Source organism: Pseudofrankia coriaricola (assembly GCF_001854805.1).
In the GTDB taxonomy this organism is placed as follows: domain Bacteria; phylum Actinomycetota; class Actinomycetes; order Frankiales; family Frankiaceae; genus Pseudofrankia.
The window spans coordinates 54,997-73,394 of record NZ_MBLO01000113.1; the positions used below are offsets into that span (position 1 = coordinate 54,997).

Here is an 18,398-nt window from a genome sequence, read left to right on the forward strand (position 1 = left end):
CAACGCGGTCACCGTCGCCGGGCGGTGGGCGCGTACAGCGCGGCGCGCAGGCCCGGGGCGAGGTACCGGACTAATTCATCAGCCGACATGCTCGCGATGGGTTCGAGCTCGAGCACGTAGCGCGTGAAGATGACGCCGGCCAGCTGCGCGCTGAACGCGGCGGCCCGATAGGGCGCGTCCGCGGCGCCGATGTACTCGGCCACCCGGCCCACGATCTCCCGTTCCAGCACCTCCCGGAACAGCCGGGCCACCTCGGGCTCCTGCACGAGCGCCGACATCACGAGCCGGAGCTGGCTGCCGCGGTCGGAGTCGTCCCAGGTGGCGACGACGGTGCGCAGCACCCGTTCCGGCAGCGTCGCCCGGTCGCCCGGCAGCGCGGCGGACAGGAGCTCGGGCGGGTTGGCGAGCAGGCCGAGCGTCGCGCCGAACAGGCCCTTCTTGGAACCGAAGAAGTAGCTGATCAGGGCGACGTCCACCCCGGCCTCGGCGGCGATCGAGCGCAGTGTCACGGTTCGGTAGCCGTCCGACAGAAAACGGCGACGCGCGACCTCGAGGATCTGGCTGCGAGTGTCCGGGCTGCCGGCCCGCCGGCCGCGCGGGCTCCCCTCGGCCTTATTCATCATGGTTGAAATTGTGCGGGGAGCAGGCGACCTTGGCCAGGGTTCACACCCCAGGCTGGAGGCCCACGATGACCATCACCACGGCGACCCCTGCGTCGCCGGCAGACCGGCAGGGCGGCCCGCACCGCGCGGTGCTCCCAGTCGTCATGCTCGCCCTCGCCACAGTCGTCGCCGCCGTCGCGTCCCTGAACGTGGCGCTTCCCTCGATCGCGCGCGACACCCACGCTAACCAGACCCAGCTGTCCTGGATCATCGACGCCTACGCCCTCCCCTTCGCGGCACTGCTGCTCCTCGGCGGCGCCATCGGCGACCGGTACGGGCGGCGGCGCGCACTGGTCGTCGGTCTCGCGGTCTTCGGGGCCGGCTCGCTCGCGGCCATGACCGTCAGCGATCCGGGCTGGCTCATCGCGATGCGCGCCGTGCTCGGGGTCGGCGCCGCCCTGGTCATGCCGGCGACGCTCTCGACGATCACCGCCACCTTCCCACCGGAACAGCGGTCGCGCGCCGTCGGAGCCTGGGCCGGCGTCGCCGGGGCGAGCGCGCTGCTGGGAGTGCTCATCTCCGGCCTGCTCCTGGAGGTCTGGTCGTGGCGCTCGGTGTTCGGGCTGAACGTCGCCCTCGCGGTGGTGGCCGTCCTCGCCACCCTCCGGGTGATCCCCGAGTCGGCGGACCCCGGCGCCGGGCGGCTTGACGTGATCGGCGCGCTGCTCACGGTCGCCGGGCTTGGCGTGGCGGTCTACTCGATCATCGAGGCGCCCACCGAGGGGTGGAGCAGCCCCCAGACGCTGATCGGCATCGCCGCCGGGGTCGTCATCCTGGTCGGTTTCGTCTTCTGGGAGCTGCGCCACCCGAACCCGCTGCTGGACCCGCGCCTGTTCGCCCACCGCGCCTTCACCGCCGGCACCCTGTCGATCACCCTGCAGTTCTTCGCGTTCTTCGGGTTCATCTTCCTGCTCCTGCAGTACCTGCAGCTGGTCCGCGGCGACGGCCCGCTGGTCGCGGCGGTGAGCCTGATACCGATGAGCCTGACGATCATGCCCGCCGCGCGCGTGGCCGCGCCCCGGCTGGTCAGCCGGGTCGGCGCCCGCCCGGTCGTGGTCCTCGGGCTCGGTCTGGTCACCGCGGGCCTGCTGGTGCTGTCGCGCCTGGAGGTGGGCAGCGGCTACTGGCTGCTGCTGGCCGGCCTGCTGCCGCTCGGCGCCGGCATGGGCCTGGCGATGACGCCCGCGACGACCGCGATCACCGACGCGCTGCCGGCCGCGAAGCAGGGCGTCGGCTCGGCGACGAACGACCTTGCCCGCGAGCTGGGCGGCGCCCTGGGGATCGCCGTGCTGGGCAGCATCCTGCAGTCGACCTACCGCGACCACCTGCACCCCGCCGGCCTGCCGGCCCCGCTCGCCGAGTCCGCCCGTTCCTCCCTCGCCCTCGCCACCCGGCTGGGCCCGGCCGTCGCCCAGCAGGCCGAGACCGCCTTCGTCGACGGCATGCGGACCGCGCTGACCTGCGCCGCCATCGTGGTCGCCGTCGCGGCCGTCGCCGTCGGGGCCCTGCTCCGCCCCGCCGCCGCGCAGGCCGCCCCAGGCCAGGCAGCCGAAGCGGCCCAGGACCAGCGGTCCCCGCATCCCGCCTCGTCGTAGGCAGCTCCACCCCAGGACCAGCGGTTCGAACCGAACTCATATGTTCGCCAGATGGAATGGTCCGTGGACGGCACGGCAGCCGAAGGCCGGGGGGGAACGATGGAGGGAGCCGGGCCACGGCTGCTGGTCGTCGATGACGAGCCGAACATCGTCGACATGCTCCGGATGGCGCTGCGCTTCCACGGGTTCGACGTGGTCACCGCGCAGTCCGGGCGGCAGGCCACGGCGGCGGTGGCGGCACGGCGGCCGGACCTGATGGTGCTGGACGTCATGCTGCCCGACGGCGACGGCCTGGAGCTGTGCCGGCAGTGGCGGGAGCAGGGCGTGGACGTGCCGGTCGTGTTCCTGACCGCGCGCGACCGGCACACCGACAAGATCGCCGGGCTGACCTATGGCGGCGACGACTACGTCACCAAACCGTTCTCGATCGACGAGCTGGTCGCCCGGATCAGGGCCGTGCTGCGCCGCACGTGGCGGGAGCCACCCGCCGCGTGCGCGCCGGCGCTGACCTTCGCCGACGTCCGGCTGGACGAGGACACGCACGGCGTCACCCGCGGGGGCCATCCCGTCGAGCTGGCCCCCACTGAGTTCAAGCTGCTGCGATACTTCATGACCAACCCGAACAGGGTGCTCTCCCGGGAGCAGATCCTCGACGCCGTGTGGAGCGAGGACTACCGCGGCGGCGCCACGGTCGTCGACCAGTACGTCAGCTACCTGCGGCGCAAGCTCGCGCCCTTCGGCCCGCCGTTGATCCACACCCAGCGGGGCTTCGGCTACGCCCTGCGCGAGGCCGCCACCTCGCCGGTCCGGCGACCGGATGCCGGCGAGGCGTGACCGAGGTCCCGCCGTGACGCTGCGCGTCCGCCTGATGCTCGGGCTGCTGGCGTTGCTCGCGGTCTGCCTGGCGGTCGCCGGGACGGCCAGCGCCCTGGCCCTGCGGTCGCACCTGATCGGCCAGACGGACAACCAGCTGCGCGGCGCCCAGAACCTGATCAGCACCCGCGGCGTCTCGACGCTGACCCGGCTCGCTCCGCTGTTCGGGGGCGTGGGCCTGCAGCGAGCCGTCGCTCCCACCGAGTTCGTGGTCGAGCTACGCCAGCCGGACGGTTCGGCGTTGACGCTGACCGGCGGGACCGACCAGCCGGCGGCAGGCGGCCGGCTCCTGGCCAGCGTCACCGACCTGGACCGCCGGATCGCGGCGGGCACGCCGTTCACCATCGAGGCGGCGGACGGCCGCTACCGAGCACTGGTCACGGCGCTCCCCGGCGGCGTCACCGACCTCGTCGCGCTGCCCATGCGGCCGGTCGAGGACACCATCGGCCGGCTCCTGCTGGTCGAGACCATCGTCGCCGCCGCCGTGCTCGCGCTCGGTGGGGGCTGCGCCTGGCTCCTGCTCGGCCGCGGCCTGCGCCCCCTGCGGGACATCACCCGCACCGCGGCCGCGATCGCCGACGGCGATCTGGAACGCCGGGTGCCGCATGGCCGGTCGCGTACCGAGACCGACCGCCTCGCCGCCGCCCTCAACGTCATGCTCACGCAGATTCAGACCGCCTTCGAGGGCCGTAGGCGCTCACAGGAGCGCCTACGGCAGTTCGTCGACGACGCCTCGCACGAGCTGCGCACCCCGCTGACCTCGGTACGCGGCTACGTCGACATGCTGCGCCAGGGCATCGTGCCGCCGTCGGGCACCGACGACGCGCTTCGCCGCGTGCAGGACGAGACCCGCCGGATGAGCACCCTCGTCGACGACATGCTCTACCTCGCCCACCTCGACGAGGCCCGGCCGCTCGAACACGCCACCGTCGACCTGGCCGCCATCATCCGGGACGCCGTCGCCGACGCCTCCGCGGTCGAGCCGGACCGTCCGCTGTCCGTGCGGGTGCCGCCGGAATGCCCCGCCGTCGGGGATCCCGACGCGCTGCGGCAGGTGATCGGCAACCTGCTGACCAACGTCCGGGTCCACACCCCGCCCGGCACCGCCGCCGAGGTCTCCCTGCGCACCACTGGCGGCGAGGTCCTGTTCGAGGTCCGCGACGAGGGGCCGGGCGTGAACGCGGCCGACCTGGACCGGATCTTCGACCGTTTCTACCGTTCCGCCGCCGGCCGGGACCGTGGCCGGGGCGGCAGCGGCCTGGGGATGTCCATCGTCGCCGCCGTCGCCACCGCCCACGGCGGCCGGGCCGAGGTCGCGAGCGCCCCTGGGCAGGGGCTGGCTGTCCGAGTCACGCTGCCCGCGCCCTGAACCAGCACCGCGCCAAACCCGCACGCCGCTCGCCTCCGGCTCACATCTCGTCCGCATGAACGGGCGGTCTGCTAGGTGTCATGCGGATCAGCGCCATGCGCACACTGGTGGAGGGACCCGGCCTACCGACCTGCCCGCCCGCGCGGCAGGCGGGCGGGCGGGACGGTCGAGCGTGGTGGAACAGTCGGTGGCGATGGGTCGCGGCGGTGCCGCTCGTGGTCTCGGCCGCCCTCCTGCTGACCGATCGTCTGCTGGTTCGCGTCGCCGAGCACCGCCTGACCAACCGGCTGGGCTGCATGGGCACGCTGACGGGAACTCGATCCGTGCACATCGACGGATTCCCCTTCCTGACGCAGCTCGCCGCCGGGCACTTCCGGACCGTGACGGCCACGGCCGACGGGTTCGGCCGGGCCGATCGGCTGACCGACCTCGCCGTGACGTTCCGCGACGTCCGAGTTCCGGTCTGGTCGGCCGTCCTCGGCCGGCCGAGGACGGGTTCCCTGACGGTTGGCTCGGTCTCGTTGACGGCCGTTCTGCGCCTCGGCTCCGACGGCCCGGACGGCCGGTTGGCGCGCCCGCTCGCTCCGGGGCCGCCCGTGACCGGGCGCCCGGTGTCGTCGGTGGCCGCGCGTCCGTCAGCCGCCGTCCTGCCACCGGGCGCGCACCTCGACGGCGTCGAGCCGGTGCCCGGCGGGCTGCGGCTCGCGGTCACGATGCCAGGAGCCGCGCTGGCCGGTATGGACGGGCGGACGTGCCGTGGCTGACGCGCGACGACCCGGCACCGCGGCCCCCAACGTCGAGGCCCCCAGCCCCACGACGCCCAGCCCCACGACACCCGGCACCGTGGCGCCCAGCACCGTGGCGCCCAGCACCGTGGCGCCCGGCACCGTGGCGCCCGGCACCGTGGCGCCCGGCACCGTGGCGCCCAGCACCGTGGCACCCGGCACCGCGACGTCGCGCCTCGCCTGGCGGCTCGCCGACCGGCGCGGCATGTCCGTGCGCGACCGCGGCGCCAGGCTGCTCATGATCCTCACAGCGCTGCTCGTCCTGCGCGGGATCCAGGCCGCCGTCGCCGGGCTGACCGTGCTGGCCGTGACGGTGTCGCGGTTCGAGCATCCGGCCCCCACGCTGCATCTGGCCCGGCTCGCCGAGGTCGAGCCCGCGCCGATGACCGCCGTCACCGCGCTGACCATGATCCTGGCCTCCGCGGGTCTCGCCGCCGTTCTGCTGCCCCGCCGCCAGGTGCTCGCCGCGTTCGCCGGGATCAAGGCGTTCGCGCTGGTTGCCGCGTCGGCGCTCACCGTCATGTTCACGGCCGAGCCGGCCAGTATCCGGGCCGCCGTCGCCGGCTGCGGCGTCGGCATCGTCGCCCTGTTCTGGCCGGCGGCGCGGGACGCGGCCGGGCGCGTACTGGCGGCGGTGGGCCTGCCTCACCCGCACGGCCGAGCCGGTGACCTCATCCTCGCCGTGAAGATCGCGCTGCTGGTGGCGATCGTCGCCATTCCCGTCTGACAGCACATACAGCGCGCGGCGTCCGGCCGTCGCCGGCACCCCGCGGAACGCAGGCCAGCCCTGATCCGGGTCCGCCCTCGACCCACCCGAACGTCATGAGACCACCACTCAGTCAAGGAGGCATCGCACGATGCACCCCACGGCTTCCTCTCACTCGTCCGTCCCTGTTTCACCGCCGAAGGACGTCCCGGCGACCGCGCCGCGGGACGTGAACGAGGTTCCCGGGCCGCCCGGCGGCGTGGTGGCGACCGTCCGGCGGCTGCGCGCCGACCCGTTGACGCGGTTCCCCGAGCTCCGCCGCGACTACGGGCCGCTGGTTCGGCTGGCCAGCTGGCCGGTGTCCGCCTTTCTCGTGTCCGACCCGGACGCGATCGCCGACGCGCTGGTCGGTAGCCACCGCCTGTACGCCAAGGGGGCCGTGGTCCGCGGCCCCGGCTCGCGCGCGACCGTCACGCAGCCGCTGACGTACCTGCTCGGCCAGGGCCTGCTGACCAGCGCCGGCGAGACCCACCTCCGCCAGCGCCGGCTGATCCAGCCGCTGTTCCACAAGCAGCGGATCGCCGGCTACGGCGAGCAGTTCGTCGCCCTGGCCGACGCCGCCGCCGCGACCTGGCGCGACGGCCAGCGGCTGGACCTGCACGCGGAGATGACCGAGATGACGTTGGCGATCGTCGCCAGGACGCTGTTCGACGTCGATGTCGACGATCGCATTATTGACGTGGTGCGGGCCGCCGTCGGCGAGAACATGCCGGCCGCGCGGCGTGCGAGCCTGCCCGGCTTCCAGCGACTGGAGCGGCTCCCGCTACGGGCGGCGCAGCGACGCCAGGACGCCCGCGCGGCGCTCGACAACGCCGTGTACGAGATGATCGCCGCCCGGCGCGCCGACGGTGCCAGCGACACCACCAGCACCACCGGCACCACCGGCACCGACCTGCTGTCCCTGCTGCTGGCCGCCCAGGACGCCGACACCGGCGAGCGGATGGACGACACCCAGATCCGCGACGAGGCGATGACCCTTCTGCTCGCCGGCCACGAGACGACCGCGAACGCGCTGGCGTGGACGTTCCATCTGCTCGGCGGCGAGCCGGCGGTGGCCGCCAGGCTGCACGAGGAGGTCGACACGGTCCTCGGGGGCCGGCCACCCACGATCGACGACCTGCCCCGGCTCGCCTACGCGGGCGCGGTGTTCTCCGAGTCCATGCGGCTCTACCCACCGGTCTGGGCGATGGGCCGCCACCTCGTCGCGGACCGCGAGGTGGCCGGATACCTGCTGCCCGCCGGGTCGACCCTGGTCTTCAGCCAGTGGGTCATACACCGGGACGAGCGCTGGTGGCCGGAGCCCGACCGCTTCGACCCGACCCGCTGGCTCGACAAGGCGACGGCGCACGACCGCCCCCGCTTCGCCTACTTCCCGTTCGGCGCCGGGCCTCGTCAGTGCATCGGCAACAGCTTCGCGGTCGCCGAGGGCGTCCTGACGCTGGCCGCGATCGCCCGCCACTGGTCGTTCACCCCGGCCGCGGGCGCGCCGGTCGTGCCCGAGCCGCTGGTCACCCTGCGCCCCAAGGGCGGCCTGCCGATGCTGGCCCACCGGCGCCGTTGAGGCGGGTCTCACGTCCGGGTGACCTTGGGCACGTGACGGTCGACCTCCACGACGCCGTATCGCCGAGGTGCCGGCGATACGGCGTCGCCGATGTCGGTCTTCGGACGGTCTCGGACTCCGCCCGAACCGGGGTCTCGACCGCGGCATCGCCATCGCGGGCGGCGACATCGGCGTCGCGACCGTCGATCGCCGTGTCCCGCGCGGATTCCTTTACTACATCGGCTGGACCTGTCAGCGTAGACGAGTGAGGGCGCTGATCAGATACTGCACGACACCGGCTGGCCCCGTGGCGTATTCGACAATGGGATCTGGACCGGCCTTGTTGTGCGACTCGGGGTGGATCACTCACCTTCGCGGGCAGCTGGATCTGTTTTCCTTTGGCGGGTTTGTTGAACGTCTGGCGCGGCATTTCACGGTGATCCGCTTTGACAAGCCCGGATGCGGACTGTCGGATCGGGACGGCGTCGACCTCTCGTTCGACGGACAGATGGCCGCGGCGCTGGCGGTCGCCGACGCGGTGGGCGCGCGTCGCTTCCGCCTGTTCGGTGCCTCGCAGGGGGGTCAGCTCGCCGCCGCGATCACGGCGAGGTACCCAGAACGGGTCGAGGCGCTCGTGGTCTACGGAATGTGCGCCAGCGGCCGAGATCTGGCGCCGCCCGACGTCAGGAAGTCCGTCGTCGCGCTGGTGCGGGCGCACTGGGGCATGGGGCTGCAAGCACTGGCACACGCCTTCGTCACCGATCCCACCGCTGACGAGATGGCGGCGTTCACCCGGTTCCAGCGGACGAGCGCCTCGGCCGCGGTGGCCGCACAGTTGCTCGAGGTGTACTACGACACGGATGTCCGGGGGCTGCTTCCAGCGGTCCGGACACCGACCGCGGTCCTGCACCGCGAAGGCGACCGAGGCACCAGGTTCGACTTGGGCCGCGAGGTCGCCGCGTGTGTCCCCGGGGCCACCCTGATCCCGCTGCCAGGCTCCAGCCATCTCTATTACCACGGCGAATGGGAGGCGGTCCTGGACGCGGTACTCACCTTTCTAAGCCAGCCCTCGCGCAGGGGACAACGGCTGACGGACCGTGAGTTCGAGATCGCCGAACTCGTGACCGAGGGGCTCACCAACCATGCCATCGCCGGCCGCCTGTCCGTCGCGCCACGAACGATCGAGACGCACGTGGAGAACATCCGGCGCAAGCTGCACATGAGCTCCCGCGCCCAGATCGCGGCCTGGACCACCGAACAGCGGCTGCGCCAGCACCTCCGAGGGATCGGTTGAACACCCGATATCCGCGCCCTATATCCGCACCGCCATGGGCGGCGTCTACGCCCGGTCGGTGTCCGACCAGGGCTACGCCCCACAGGTCAACGCGATCATGGCCGCCAACCCGCGACCGAGCCCGCGACGCGGGACCGTTCCACCCGCCGCCCAGCCGCTACTCGACCAGCTCGCCGCCTACGGAACCGGCGACAAGGTCAGGGAGCGGCTCACGCCCTGGGAGCAGGCCGCCGACATTGTCACCATCCTGCTTGTCGTGACCACGGCGTCGGTCCAGACGGCTGCATGGTCGCGTGGCGACGAAAGCCGCTGTGTGGGGGAAGGGGCTCAGCGCCGCCGGCGTGCGCGCAGCACCAAGTCGTCGGTGTGGTGCGCGCCGGCGCCGCCCTCGGGTGCGACGCGCGGTCGCTGCTCGTCGCGCTCGACCTTCCAGTCGTCGTTGAGGAGCGCGGCGACCGTGGAGGGCCAGACGTAGTCGGCCGGGTCGAAACCGTCGTCGCGCACCTGGTGGGTGTCCATCCCCGCGTGGTGCACGAGCAGCAGCACGCCACCGGGCGCGACCGCGGCGAGCAGCGCGCGCTCGGCCGCGGCATCGGGGGTGCGCAGCAGCGCCGGGTACTGCGCGGAGACGAGATCGAACGACGCCGGCGTAAGCCCCGCCTGCGCAAGTTCGGCGTGCACCCAGCGAACGGCGACGCCGGCGTCGCGTGCGTGCCCAGCCGCCCGCGCCAGCGCGACACCCGACACGTCGAGGGCGGTCACGTCCCAGCCACGGTTCGCGAGCCAGACCGCGTCCGCGCCCTCGCCGCAGCCGACGTCGAGCGCCCGCCCGGGTGTGAGCCCGGTGGCCTCGGCCACGAGCGCGCCGTTGGGCTGGCCGCTCCACAACTGCTCCCGGTCGGTGTATCGCCCGTCCCACTGGGCCGCCACCGCGGGGTCGCCGACGTATCCGTCGGCAGGCGGGAGAGTGTGGGACGCGGGCGATCCTGCCGCGATGTCGTCGGTCACCGGGTCATCGTTGCCCATCGCGCCCCGGTCTCACCACTCTGGTTGCCGGTTCGGCAAAACGAGGGTCGGGTGCGTGGATCGCTACGGCGCAGGCGACCGGCTGGCCGGGTCCTCCGCTCGATGCCCTGGGAACTGACCAGAATAGGAGCTGTGAGCGGGGGGATGCGCACGTGACCACGATCCTGCTCGGGTTCGCCGCGGGACTGCTGATCGCGGCGGTCACGGCTCCTGTCGGGGTCTCCGGGGCGGTGTTCCTGCTGCCCGTCCAGCTTGACGTGCTCCGGGTTCCGAATCCTGCCGTCACGCCTACGAATCTGCTGTTCAACGTGGTCGCGACCCCGGGGCCTCTCGTCCGGTATCGCCAGCAGAACCAGCTCCGTGGCCCCCTCGTCCGCCTGCTTGTCCTCGGCACACTGCCCGGCGTCGTCGCGGGCGCGGTGATCCGAGTTCACCTCGCGCCAGGCGCTCGCCTGTTCCGGCTCCTGCTCGGGGGGCTGCTGCTGCCCTTGGGTATCTGGCTGGTCGCGCGGACCCTGCGCACCGATCGCACGAGCAGTGCTCCCCCGCCTCGGCCAAGGATCGTCGCCGCCCTCGCCCTGGTCGTCGGGGTCCTCGGGGGGATCTACGGCATCGGCGGCGGTTCGATCCTGGGCCCGATCCTCGTCGGGCGCGGCATGCCGGTCACGGTCGTCGCGCCCGCCACCCTCGCCTCGACGTTCCTCACCTCGGTTGTCGGCGCGGTCACCTACGGCCTGCTCGCCCTGACGACACCCGGGAACATCGCACCCCACTGGATCCTCGGTCTCGCCTGCGGGCTCGGGGGCCAGTGCGGCGGCTACCTCGGAGCACGGCTTCAGCCCCGCCTACCCAACACCGCTCTGAAGCTGCTCCTCGGAACTCTGGCCATGGCTCTCGCCGTCCTGTACCTGATCCAGGCCAGCTGAGGCGTCGGCGACACGGCCCGACGCATCACGATGCTGTTGGGGCTCCGCCTACCCGGCGTTCGAGCGACTCACCGCGGACGTCGAGACCCGCGCACCGGTTCCCGCCGCACCTGATCGACGCACTGGAGTGGACTTGGTTCAGGGTCCTGAGATCAACCCGCTGGCTGGGTCGGTGCGACCCACACGGTTCTCACATCCAGCTCGCAGCCACGACGCATCCACCGCTGGTGGGATCACCGCACTGGACGCCACCCAGGCCGGCGTCCGCCACGCGTCGTCGTCAGTCGGGAGAATGGTGTGAACAGTCGGAACAGGGTTCTCGGCCGCTCGGTCGCGCTCGCCGGCGGGCTCCTGCTCGCCGTATCCGCCTGCCGTGCCGGTGCCGGAACGCTGCCGCCGACGGGCCCGGCGGCACCCGCGTCCGCCGCGACCACGAGCACGGCCACGGATCCGATGGCCGGCGCGACGGCACCGGCCGGCGCGGGCACCGGCGGCCCCGGCTCGCTGACCATCGGCATCACCAGCCCGGTGTCCGTCGCGGGACACGTCAACACCCCGGTGAGCTGCGAGGTCTCCGGGCGGCGCTACGTCGAGTCGGCGACCGGCGTCGTGAACGCGACCACGGTCGCGCAGAGCGTCCGGGTGGCGGGCTACACCGGCCCAGGGTCGTACGCGGCGGTGGTGACCGTGTCCCTGGTCGCGGCCGATGCCTCCCGCTACGCCATCGACTCCGTGCCGGCAACCGTCCAGATCACCTCGACCGGCGGCTCAGTCTCGTTCAGCGCCAGCACGGACGCCGGCCGCACGCTGACGGGCTCGATCAGCTGGGCCTGCTCGTAGCCCCGGCCACCCTGGCGGCCGCGCGCCGGGACGCCGGGACGCCGGGACGCCGGGACGCCGGGACGCCGGCGCCGTCAGGCGTCCCGGCGTTCGAGGAGCACCGCGCCGGCCAGCAGTGCGCCTACCGCCCACAGCGCCAGGACGCCGAGGCCCTTCCAGGGGCCGATGGCCGGGGCGCCGCCCGTGATCTGAACCGCGAGCCCGGCGCTGACCGGCTCGATCCGCAGCAGCCGCCGCTGCCAGGCCGGGTCGGCGACCGCGGTGTTGACGATCGGGAGCGCGTAGAGGAGCGCGAGGACGACCCCCATCCCGGCGGCCGGGCTGCGGACGCCCGTCGCGATCCCCAGGCTCAGCAGCCCGATGAGGACCAGGTACAGCACCGAGCCGATCGCCGGGCGCGCGGCCAGGGCGTGCTCGGGCAGCAGAAACCGGCCCACGGCTACGGACCCCGCCACGGCGACGGCCGCCGCGGCCGCCACCGCGGCGGCGACGACCAGCGCCTTGGCGGCCAGCACCCGGCTCCGGCGCGGCATGGCCGTGAACGTCACCACGGCCAGGCCGCTGGCGTACTCGTCGCCCACGGCCAGCACGGCGAGGATCGCCACGACCGCCTGGCCGAGCTGCACCCCGGTGAGGCTCAGCCTCGGCAGGTCCGCGCCGGGCAGCGGATCCGAGAACCCGGCGGCCGCCGCGCTCACCGCGACCGTGCCGGCGACCATCGCGACCAGCAGCGCGCACGTGCCCAGCGACGTGCGCAGCTTGGTCCACTCGGCACGCACTGTGTTCATGGTTCGCTCCGTCCGGGCGGCGCGCTCCGGCCCCGTCCCTTGCTTCGCGGCGGGACGAGACCTCCGCGCGCCGTCCTCCTCCGCTCACGGGCGCTACGGCGACCTCCGCTGCGGCCCAACCACGTCGCTTCGCTCGTGGCCGGGCCTCCGCGGAGGCGCGCGTCCGCGCCAGCACGGTCGCCTGCCGCCGTAGCGTCACCAAACCGAAACCGCAGCCTCCACCGGGCCTTCGGGGCATCCGTCGGCGTCATGCGTCCCGCCGGCGTTGCGTCACCGCGGCGGCGGCGAGGACCACGGCGGCCCAGCCGGCGAGGACCGCGAAGCCGGCCCACGGCGCGAGCGGGAAGTACCCGTCGGCCGGCGTGTAGAGGTTCGCCACCTGCGGGTACTCCGGCGACGCCTGCTGCAGCGCGAACGCCGCCGCCGGGCTGACCCGCAGCAGCCAGCGCGCCACGTCGCCGGGCAGGACGGTCATGGCCAGCAGGTACGGCAGGACGATCAGGAGGACCGCCGTCGTGACCGCCGTGACGCCGCGTCGCAGCAGCGTGCCGAGGCCGAGAGCCAGGATCGCGGCGACGGCGAGCAGCGCCGCGGTGCCGACGACGACGCGCACCTCGGTGCCGGCCGGGACGGGATGGACGTACACGCCGTTGCCGCGCAGCACGCGTTGCCCGAGGACGACCGTGGCCGCCGCCGCGGCGAGGCCGGCGACGAACATGACCCCGCCGACGACGGTGACCTTCGCGGCCAGCACCCGCGACCGGTCCGGACTGGCCGCGAACGTCGTCCGGACGAGCCCGCGGCGGTACTCCGCGCTGACGAACACGGTGCCCACGACGACGGCCAGGATCAGGGCGACGAAGGTGCCGACGAGCGTCTGGGTGATGGACACCCCGAGGCCCCCGGCGCCGGCCACGGCCGGCGCGATGTCGCCGGAACCGGTCAGGCGTATGGCGTCGCCGGCCCGCTCGGATCCAAGGGCACCGCCGTCCGGTCCAACGCCGCCCGAGGCACCGCCCGCTGGGCCGCTGGGCGCGCCGATGACGTCCGGCCGCCAGGCGGTGCCGGTCCAGCCGTCCCGCGTGGCGAGGTGGTCGAACGTGCCGGTCACCTGGGTCGGTCCGCCCATGGCGCCGGACATCAGCCCGGCGTGAAGCTCCTCGGAGTGCTGCGGGGACGTGGCGAACAGCCCGACCTCGACGGTCGACGGCAGGCCGCGCGGCCGGGCGGTGCCTACGGTCGTCCACCGGCCGCCGTCGACGGACTCGGCGGCCGTGACGGTGTCCCCGGCGCGGCTCAGGCGCAGCCAGCGGGGGGCGGCGGCGGTGACACCGCCGGGGCTGCCGGCGACGTCATGGGTGTAGTCGTACTGCATCCGTACCCCGTGGCCGCCGGTGACCATGACCGCCGCGTAGGACGAGCCCCGCCCGGTACCCGCCCTGACGATGAGGCCGGCCTTGGCCCACGGCTCGACGGCGTGGCTCGGTTCGTCCGGGTTCCCGAGCCCCACGCCGGTCATGGCGGTGAGCCGGACGGTGACGACGCCGTCCCCGGTGAGCGCCTGGTGGAGAAACGTGAAGTTGTCGGTGACCTCCTCGCCGCCGGGGCCGACCGGCAGCGCGCACTCGGAGCCTGGGCCGTTCGTGCCGCAGCTCCCCTTCATCCCCGGATTGAGCCCGAACGCCACGATGACGCCGACGATGGCGACGGTGCCGATGACCCAGCCCCGTATGGTCCGAAACTTCGTCCATTCGGCACGCAGCGTGTCCGCGAACGCGTTCACAGTGCCTTCCCCGGTGTGGCGGCCGGCGCGGCGGCGGCCGGATCGGCGGCGGCCGGATCGGCGGCGGCCGGATCGGCGGCGCGGTACTCCACGGCGTCGCGGGTGAGCTCCAGGTAGGCGTCCTCGAGCGTCGCCCGGTGGGCGGCGAGCTCGGAGAACGGCACGCCGTTGCGGCTGAGCAGCGCGGCGATCGCCTCGGCCGGCAGGCCGGTCACGACGAGCGTGCCGTCCCCGGCGACCGTGACGGACCCGCCGCCGCCCGCCAGCACCGCCGCCGCGCGCGCGGCGGCGGAACGCACCGTGACCCGGCCGTCCGACACGGCGGCCAGCAGCTGGGTGACGCTCGCGTCGGCGAGCACCCGGCCGCGGCCGGCGACCACCACGTGGTCGGCGATGTCCTGCAGCTGGCTCATCAGGTGGCTGGAGACCAGGACTGCCCTTCCTCCAGCGGCCAGCTCCCGCGTCAGGCGGCGCATCCAGATGATCCCTTCGGGATCCATGCCGTTGAACGGCTCGTCGAGCATGAGCGTGGGTGGGTCGCCGAGCAGGGCGGCGGCGATCCCGAGGCGTTGCCGCATGCCTAGCGAGAAGCCGCCGGCCCGGCGGCGTGCGACGGACGTGAGCCCCACGGTGTCGAGGACCTCGTCGACCCGGCGCGGACCGAGTCCCTGGGAGTGCGCGAGCCACAGCAGGTGGTTGCGGGCGGTGCGGCCGGGCGAGACGGCGGCGGCGTCCAGGAGTGAGCCGACGTGCCGCAGCGGATGGCACAGGGCGCGGTACGGGTGCCCGTCGACGAGGGCCTCGCCGGCGTCGGCGGCGTCCAGACCGAGGACGACCCGCATGGTGGTCGACTTGCCGGCGCCGTTCGGCCCGACGAAGCCGGTGACCTGCCCGGGCTGGACGGTGAACGTCATCCCGTCGAGGGCGGTGGTCGCGCCGAACCGTTTCCGCAGTCCGTTCACGGTGATCATAGGTCGGGTTTCTAGCCGTCCGCCGGTGTCAGCCCGGTGCCGTCCGACGACACCTTGCCGCCACCATCGGCCTGGGATGGTTGGGGGATGCGCGTCCTGGTGGTGGAGGATTTCGAGATCCTGGCCCGCACGGTCAGGACCGGGCTGCGCCGCGAGGGGATGGCGGTCGACGTCGCGCTCGACGGCGACGACGCGCTGGCCCGCCTGGCGGCCACCCGGTACGACGTGGTGGTGCTCGACCGGGACCTGCCCGGCACGCACGGCGACGAGGTGTGCCGGCGGATCGTCGCCACATACCCGTGCAGCCGGGTCCTCATGCTGACCGCGTCGAGCACGGTCAGGGACCGGGTAGACGGGCTTGGCCTGGGCGCCGACGACTACCTGCCGAAGCCGTTCGACTTCGCCGAGCTGGTCGCCCGGATCCGCGCGCTGGCCCGCCGGCCGACCGCCCTGGTGCCACCGGTGCTGGAGCACGGGGACCTGACCCTCGACCCGGGCCGGCGGGTCGCGTCCCGGGGCGGGCGGCGCCTCGACCTCAGCCCGAAGGAGCTCGGGGTGCTCGAGTGCCTGCTCGCCGCGGCGGGACGGCCGGTGCCGGCGGAGGAGCTGCTGGAACGGGTGTGGGACGAGGCGGCGGACCCGTTCACGACGGCGGTGAAGACGACGATCCGCTGGCTGCGCGCCAAGCTCGGTGATCCGCCGGTGGTGTACACCGTGCGCGAGGGCGGCTACCGGATCGGCGAGCCGTGATCCGCCGCCGGCGGACGCTGCGGACACAGCTCATGCTGCTCTACGCCGTCCCCTTCTTCGTGTCGGGCACGGTGTTGCTGACGGCGGCGCTGGCCGGGATCAGGGAGTCCGAGCCGGCCGGCGCCGGGCCCGGGGCAGGGCCGGTCACGACGACGCAGTTCCCGTTCGTCACCTGGTCGGTGAGCCTGGCCGCGCTGGCGCTGGCGTCGGTCGGGCTGGGCTGGCTCGTGGCGGCCCGGTTCCTGCGGCCGCTGCGCACGATCACCACTACCGCGCGGCACATCTCGGCGAGCAACCTGCACCGCCGGCTGGGGCCCACCGGCCGTACTGACGAGTTCGCGGAGCTCGCCGCGACCCTCGACGACCTGTTCGGGCGTCTCGAGGCGGCGTTCGCGTCGCAGCGGCGCTTCGTGGCCAACTCGTCGCACGAGCTGCGCACACCCCTGACCGCGCAGCGGGCCCTCTTGCAAGTCGCCCTCGCCGACCCCGACCCGACCGTCGAGGAGCTGCGGACCGCCTGCCAGGAGGTGCTCGAGCTGGGCACGGCGCAGGGGCAGCTGATCGAGGCACTGCTCACCCTGGCCAGCGGCGAGCAGGGGGTGGACCGGCGGGAGCCGTTCGACCTGGCCGACATCGCCCGGCGGGTCCTGTCCTACCGCCTGTCGGCTCGGCCCACCGGCATGGCCGTCGAGACAGCCCTGGCCGCGGCGCCGGCCTCGGGGGATCCGAGGCTTGTCGAGAGCCTGGTGGCGAACCTGGTCGACAACGCGATCCGCCACAACGTGGCGGGCGGCCGGGTCGAGGTGACGACATCGGCCGCGCCCGGCGGGGCCCGGCTGTCCGTGCGCAACTCGGGGCCGGTCGTCCCGCCGGCGGAGGTCGACCGGCTTTTCGAGCCGTTCCAGCAGCTGGACGGCCGGCGAGTCCGGCACGGAGAAGGCCACGGCCTGGGCCTCGCGATCGTCCGGGCGATCGCCGACGCGCACGGCGCCACGCTGACCGCCACGGCCCGCCCGACCGGTGGGCTGGACATCGAGGTCACGTTTCCGTAGAGATCGACATATCGGCGACGGCGCGGTCGCGCGCGCCGAACCGACCACCGTGTTGCTGGGTGCCGGGAAGCGCCTGTTCAGCGAGATCGACAAGGACAGGACGCTGCTGAAGTTGGTGGCATACGACGCCTACCCCAACGGCGTCCAGAAACAGGTCTTCGAGGTCGTCCACTGAGCCCAACCACCCCGGGACAGCGTCGGCAGGCCACCGCGAACGCTTCGGCGGGCGTCGTGCCGTTTGGCCGTCAACGTCCACGCATTTCCGGCGAGCGGCGACGTGACGGCTGGGAGCAGAAGCGCGCGGACCGGGCCCGCCATGACAAGAAACAACGCCATCCAGGTCGATCACCACCATCCCAGGCCCCGTCAGCGGCGGGCCGGCTACCCGCTTCGATAGTGGTCGGCTATCGGCGCCAGCGAACCTACCTGCTCAGCGGAAACGTCCTCCACGGCCCGCGGAAACCTCTACAAGTACCACTACCACAGCTGTTTCGCATGTAACCCATACAGCACCGGCATCTGCTGGGCCGAACGCATCCCAGCTGACAGCTCGAGACCGAGATCCCGGGACGGCTGCGCTCGACGCTCGCGGCGAAGTCGCCTACCGTCTTCAACGGAGGGCGCCACCGGTTGAACCGGTGGCGCCCCGGAAGGTGTCGGTTTTCGGTTGGAATCTATTCGGTGTCTGTCCCGCCGAAGACCGACCGTTCTTCAAACCGCTACACGGCGGGCGCCGGCGCCGGCGCGGGTGCCGGCGCCGGCGTGGTCGGAATGGAGGGTGCCGTCGGTGCGGGGGCATCCACGGGGGGCTGTCCCACCGCGGAGGTCAACGGCTGGTCCGGACCATTGCCGTACCACCGATTCGGGCTGAACCAGAGCACCTGCTCGTAGGTGAACTTGACCTTCTTCTTGATTACCTTCTTGTCGCGCTTACCGTAGTCGGAGTTGTAGTCAGCCGGCTGGTAGGCGTCCGTGGCCGCGGGGTCCATGGTCGCCGAGCCCTCGTGACCGACGTACCCGTAGCCAGGGGAGTAGCTGGCCGGCTGGTAGGAGTCCGTCTCCCCGGGGTCCGCGTAACCGTCGTCGGAACCGGTGTCATCCGCGTAGCCGTCGTACGAGTCCCCGTACTCCTTCTTGTCGTGCTTCTTCTTGTCCTTGTCGTACCAGACGACCTTCTCCCAGGTGACCGAGTCCTTCTTCTTCTTGACGTTCTTGGGGTCCTTCTTGTACTCGTCCAGCGTAGACGCCAGTGTCGTTCCGGTGGGCGCCATCGGGTCGGTGATCTCGGCGAACGTGGCCGGGCCAACGACCCCAGCCGGGCCGGTGGCCTCGGCGAACGTGGCCGGGCCAACGACCCCAGCCGGGCCGGTGGCCTCGG

General features: G+C 73.1%; 17 protein-coding genes and 1 pseudogene. 12 read left to right on the forward strand and 6 right to left on the reverse strand.

Annotation, left to right across the window (positions count from 1 at the left end; genetic code table 11):
* Positions 1–8: 8 nt before the first annotated feature.
* A complete protein-coding gene (locus tag BCD48_RS16685; RefSeq protein ID WP_083418749.1) occupies positions 9–623 on the reverse strand; it encodes a TetR/AcrR family transcriptional regulator in 615 nt (204 codons plus the stop codon).
* Between the two features lie 65 nt (positions 624–688).
* Between BCD48_RS16685 and BCD48_RS16690 the strand changes: the two genes are divergently transcribed.
* The 7 genes from BCD48_RS16690 (at position 689) to BCD48_RS16720 (ending at position 8,884) form a co-directional block, all read left to right on the forward strand.
* Positions 689–2,257, forward strand: coding sequence for an MFS transporter (locus BCD48_RS16690; protein ID WP_071049315.1), 1,569 nt, complete (start codon positions 689–691; stop codon positions 2,255–2,257).
* Positions 2,258–2,356: 99 nt separating this feature from the next.
* On the forward strand, positions 2,357–3,091 hold the full coding sequence (locus BCD48_RS16695) for a response regulator transcription factor (RefSeq protein WP_071049316.1): 735 nt from the start codon (positions 2,357–2,359) through the stop codon (positions 3,089–3,091).
* A gap of 13 nt (positions 3,092–3,104) precedes the next feature.
* Complete coding sequence (locus BCD48_RS16700) at positions 3,105–4,499, forward strand: sensor histidine kinase (protein WP_071049317.1); 1,395 nt, start codon at positions 3,105–3,107, stop codon at positions 4,497–4,499.
* A 95-nt stretch (positions 4,500–4,594) separates the two neighbouring features.
* Complete coding sequence (locus BCD48_RS16705) at positions 4,595–5,263, forward strand: LmeA family phospholipid-binding protein (protein ID WP_157910513.1); 669 nt, start codon at positions 4,595–4,597, stop codon at positions 5,261–5,263.
* The gene (locus BCD48_RS16710; RefSeq protein ID WP_241841778.1) at positions 5,256–6,011 is read left to right on the forward strand and encodes a histidine kinase; all 756 of its coding nucleotides are present in this window, start codon (positions 5,256–5,258) and stop codon (positions 6,009–6,011) included. Before BCD48_RS16705 ends, BCD48_RS16710 begins: the two co-directional genes overlap by 8 nt.
* 130 nt (positions 6,012–6,141) lie before the next feature.
* Positions 6,142–7,611 (forward strand): cytochrome P450, encoded by a 1,470-nt coding sequence (locus tag BCD48_RS16715; RefSeq protein WP_071049319.1) that lies wholly within the window; start codon positions 6,142–6,144, stop codon positions 7,609–7,611.
* A gap of 301 nt (positions 7,612–7,912) precedes the next feature.
* Positions 7,913–8,884: an alpha/beta fold hydrolase gene (locus BCD48_RS16720; RefSeq protein WP_274536538.1), complete on the forward strand. Its 972-nt coding sequence runs from the start codon at positions 7,913–7,915 to the stop codon at positions 8,882–8,884.
* A gap of 327 nt (positions 8,885–9,211) precedes the next feature.
* Here the strand turns inward: BCD48_RS16720 and BCD48_RS16725 are convergent, their stop codons facing one another.
* Complete coding sequence (locus BCD48_RS16725) at positions 9,212–9,892, reverse strand: class I SAM-dependent methyltransferase (protein WP_071049336.1); 681 nt, start codon at positions 9,890–9,892, stop codon at positions 9,212–9,214.
* Between the two features lie 170 nt (positions 9,893–10,062).
* On the opposite strand from BCD48_RS16725, the gene BCD48_RS16730 reads away from it, so the two are divergent.
* Both BCD48_RS16730 and BCD48_RS16735 read left to right on the forward strand, forming a co-directional pair.
* On the forward strand, positions 10,063–10,836 hold the full coding sequence (locus BCD48_RS16730; RefSeq protein ID WP_071049320.1) for a sulfite exporter TauE/SafE family protein: 774 nt from the start codon (positions 10,063–10,065) through the stop codon (positions 10,834–10,836).
* Positions 10,837–11,133: 297 nt separating this feature from the next.
* The gene (locus BCD48_RS16735; protein WP_071049321.1) at positions 11,134–11,676 is read left to right on the forward strand and encodes a hypothetical protein; all 543 of its coding nucleotides are present in this window, start codon (positions 11,134–11,136) and stop codon (positions 11,674–11,676) included.
* Positions 11,677–11,750: 74 nt separating this feature from the next.
* Here the strand turns inward: BCD48_RS16735 and BCD48_RS16740 are convergent, their stop codons facing one another.
* From BCD48_RS16740 to BCD48_RS16750, 3 genes are all read right to left on the reverse strand, one after another.
* Entirely contained in the window at positions 11,751–12,464 is a 714-nt protein-coding gene (locus BCD48_RS16740; RefSeq protein ID WP_071049322.1) for an ABC transporter permease, read from the reverse strand.
* 247 nt (positions 12,465–12,711) lie between these two features.
* Complete coding sequence (locus BCD48_RS55685; protein ID WP_071049323.1) at positions 12,712–14,247, reverse strand: DUF1349 domain-containing protein; 1,536 nt, start codon at positions 14,245–14,247, stop codon at positions 12,712–12,714.
* A complete protein-coding gene (locus BCD48_RS16750; protein WP_083418752.1) occupies positions 14,244–15,218 on the reverse strand; it encodes an ABC transporter ATP-binding protein in 975 nt (324 codons plus the stop codon). The genes BCD48_RS55685 and BCD48_RS16750 overlap by 4 nt, the downstream gene beginning before the upstream one ends.
* Positions 15,219–15,305: 87 nt before the next feature.
* Here BCD48_RS16750 and BCD48_RS16755 point away from each other — a divergent pair, with 87 nt between their 5' ends.
* The 3 genes from BCD48_RS16755 to BCD48_RS54915 are packed head-to-tail and all read left to right on the forward strand — an operon-like array spanning position 15,306 to position 17,195.
* Complete coding sequence (locus BCD48_RS16755; RefSeq protein WP_071049324.1) at positions 15,306–15,968, forward strand: response regulator transcription factor; 663 nt, start codon at positions 15,306–15,308, stop codon at positions 15,966–15,968.
* The gene (locus tag BCD48_RS16760) at positions 15,965–17,020 is read left to right on the forward strand and encodes a sensor histidine kinase (protein ID WP_241841780.1); all 1,056 of its coding nucleotides are present in this window, start codon (positions 15,965–15,967) and stop codon (positions 17,018–17,020) included. The genes BCD48_RS16755 and BCD48_RS16760 overlap by 4 nt, the downstream gene beginning before the upstream one ends.
* 49 nt (positions 17,021–17,069) lie before the next feature.
* Positions 17,070–17,195: a hypothetical protein gene (locus tag BCD48_RS54915; RefSeq protein WP_274536539.1), complete on the forward strand. Its 126-nt coding sequence runs from the start codon at positions 17,070–17,072 to the stop codon at positions 17,193–17,195.
* A 544-nt stretch (positions 17,196–17,739) separates the two neighbouring features.
* Here BCD48_RS54915 and BCD48_RS52275 read toward each other — a convergent pair.
* Positions 17,740–18,398 (reverse strand): annotated as a pseudogene (locus tag BCD48_RS52275) (hypothetical protein); the annotation flags it as partial.

Coding starts and splice junctions, on each gene's coding strand:
- BCD48_RS16695 (WP_071049316.1), top strand. CDS start 2,357: ATGGAGGGAGCCGGGCCACGGCTGCTGGTCGTCGATGACGAGCCGAAC.
- BCD48_RS16705 (WP_157910513.1), top strand. CDS start 4,595: ATGCGCACACTGGTGGAGGGACCCGGCCTACCGACCTGCCCGCCCGCG.
- BCD48_RS16685 (WP_083418749.1), bottom strand. CDS start 623: ATGATGAATAAGGCCGAGGGGAGCCCGCGCGGCCGGCGGGCCGGCAGC.
- BCD48_RS16720 (WP_274536538.1), top strand. CDS start 7,913: ATGGGATCTGGACCGGCCTTGTTGTGCGACTCGGGGTGGATCACTCAC.
- BCD48_RS16740 (WP_071049322.1), bottom strand. CDS start 12,464: ATGAACACAGTGCGTGCCGAGTGGACCAAGCTGCGCACGTCGCTGGGC.
- BCD48_RS16755 (WP_071049324.1), top strand. CDS start 15,306: ATGCGCGTCCTGGTGGTGGAGGATTTCGAGATCCTGGCCCGCACGGTC.
- BCD48_RS16690 (WP_071049315.1), top strand. CDS start 689: ATGACCATCACCACGGCGACCCCTGCGTCGCCGGCAGACCGGCAGGGC.
- BCD48_RS16715 (WP_071049319.1), top strand. CDS start 6,142: ATGCACCCCACGGCTTCCTCTCACTCGTCCGTCCCTGTTTCACCGCCG.
- BCD48_RS16750 (WP_083418752.1), bottom strand. CDS start 15,218: ATGATCACCGTGAACGGACTGCGGAAACGGTTCGGCGCGACCACCGCC.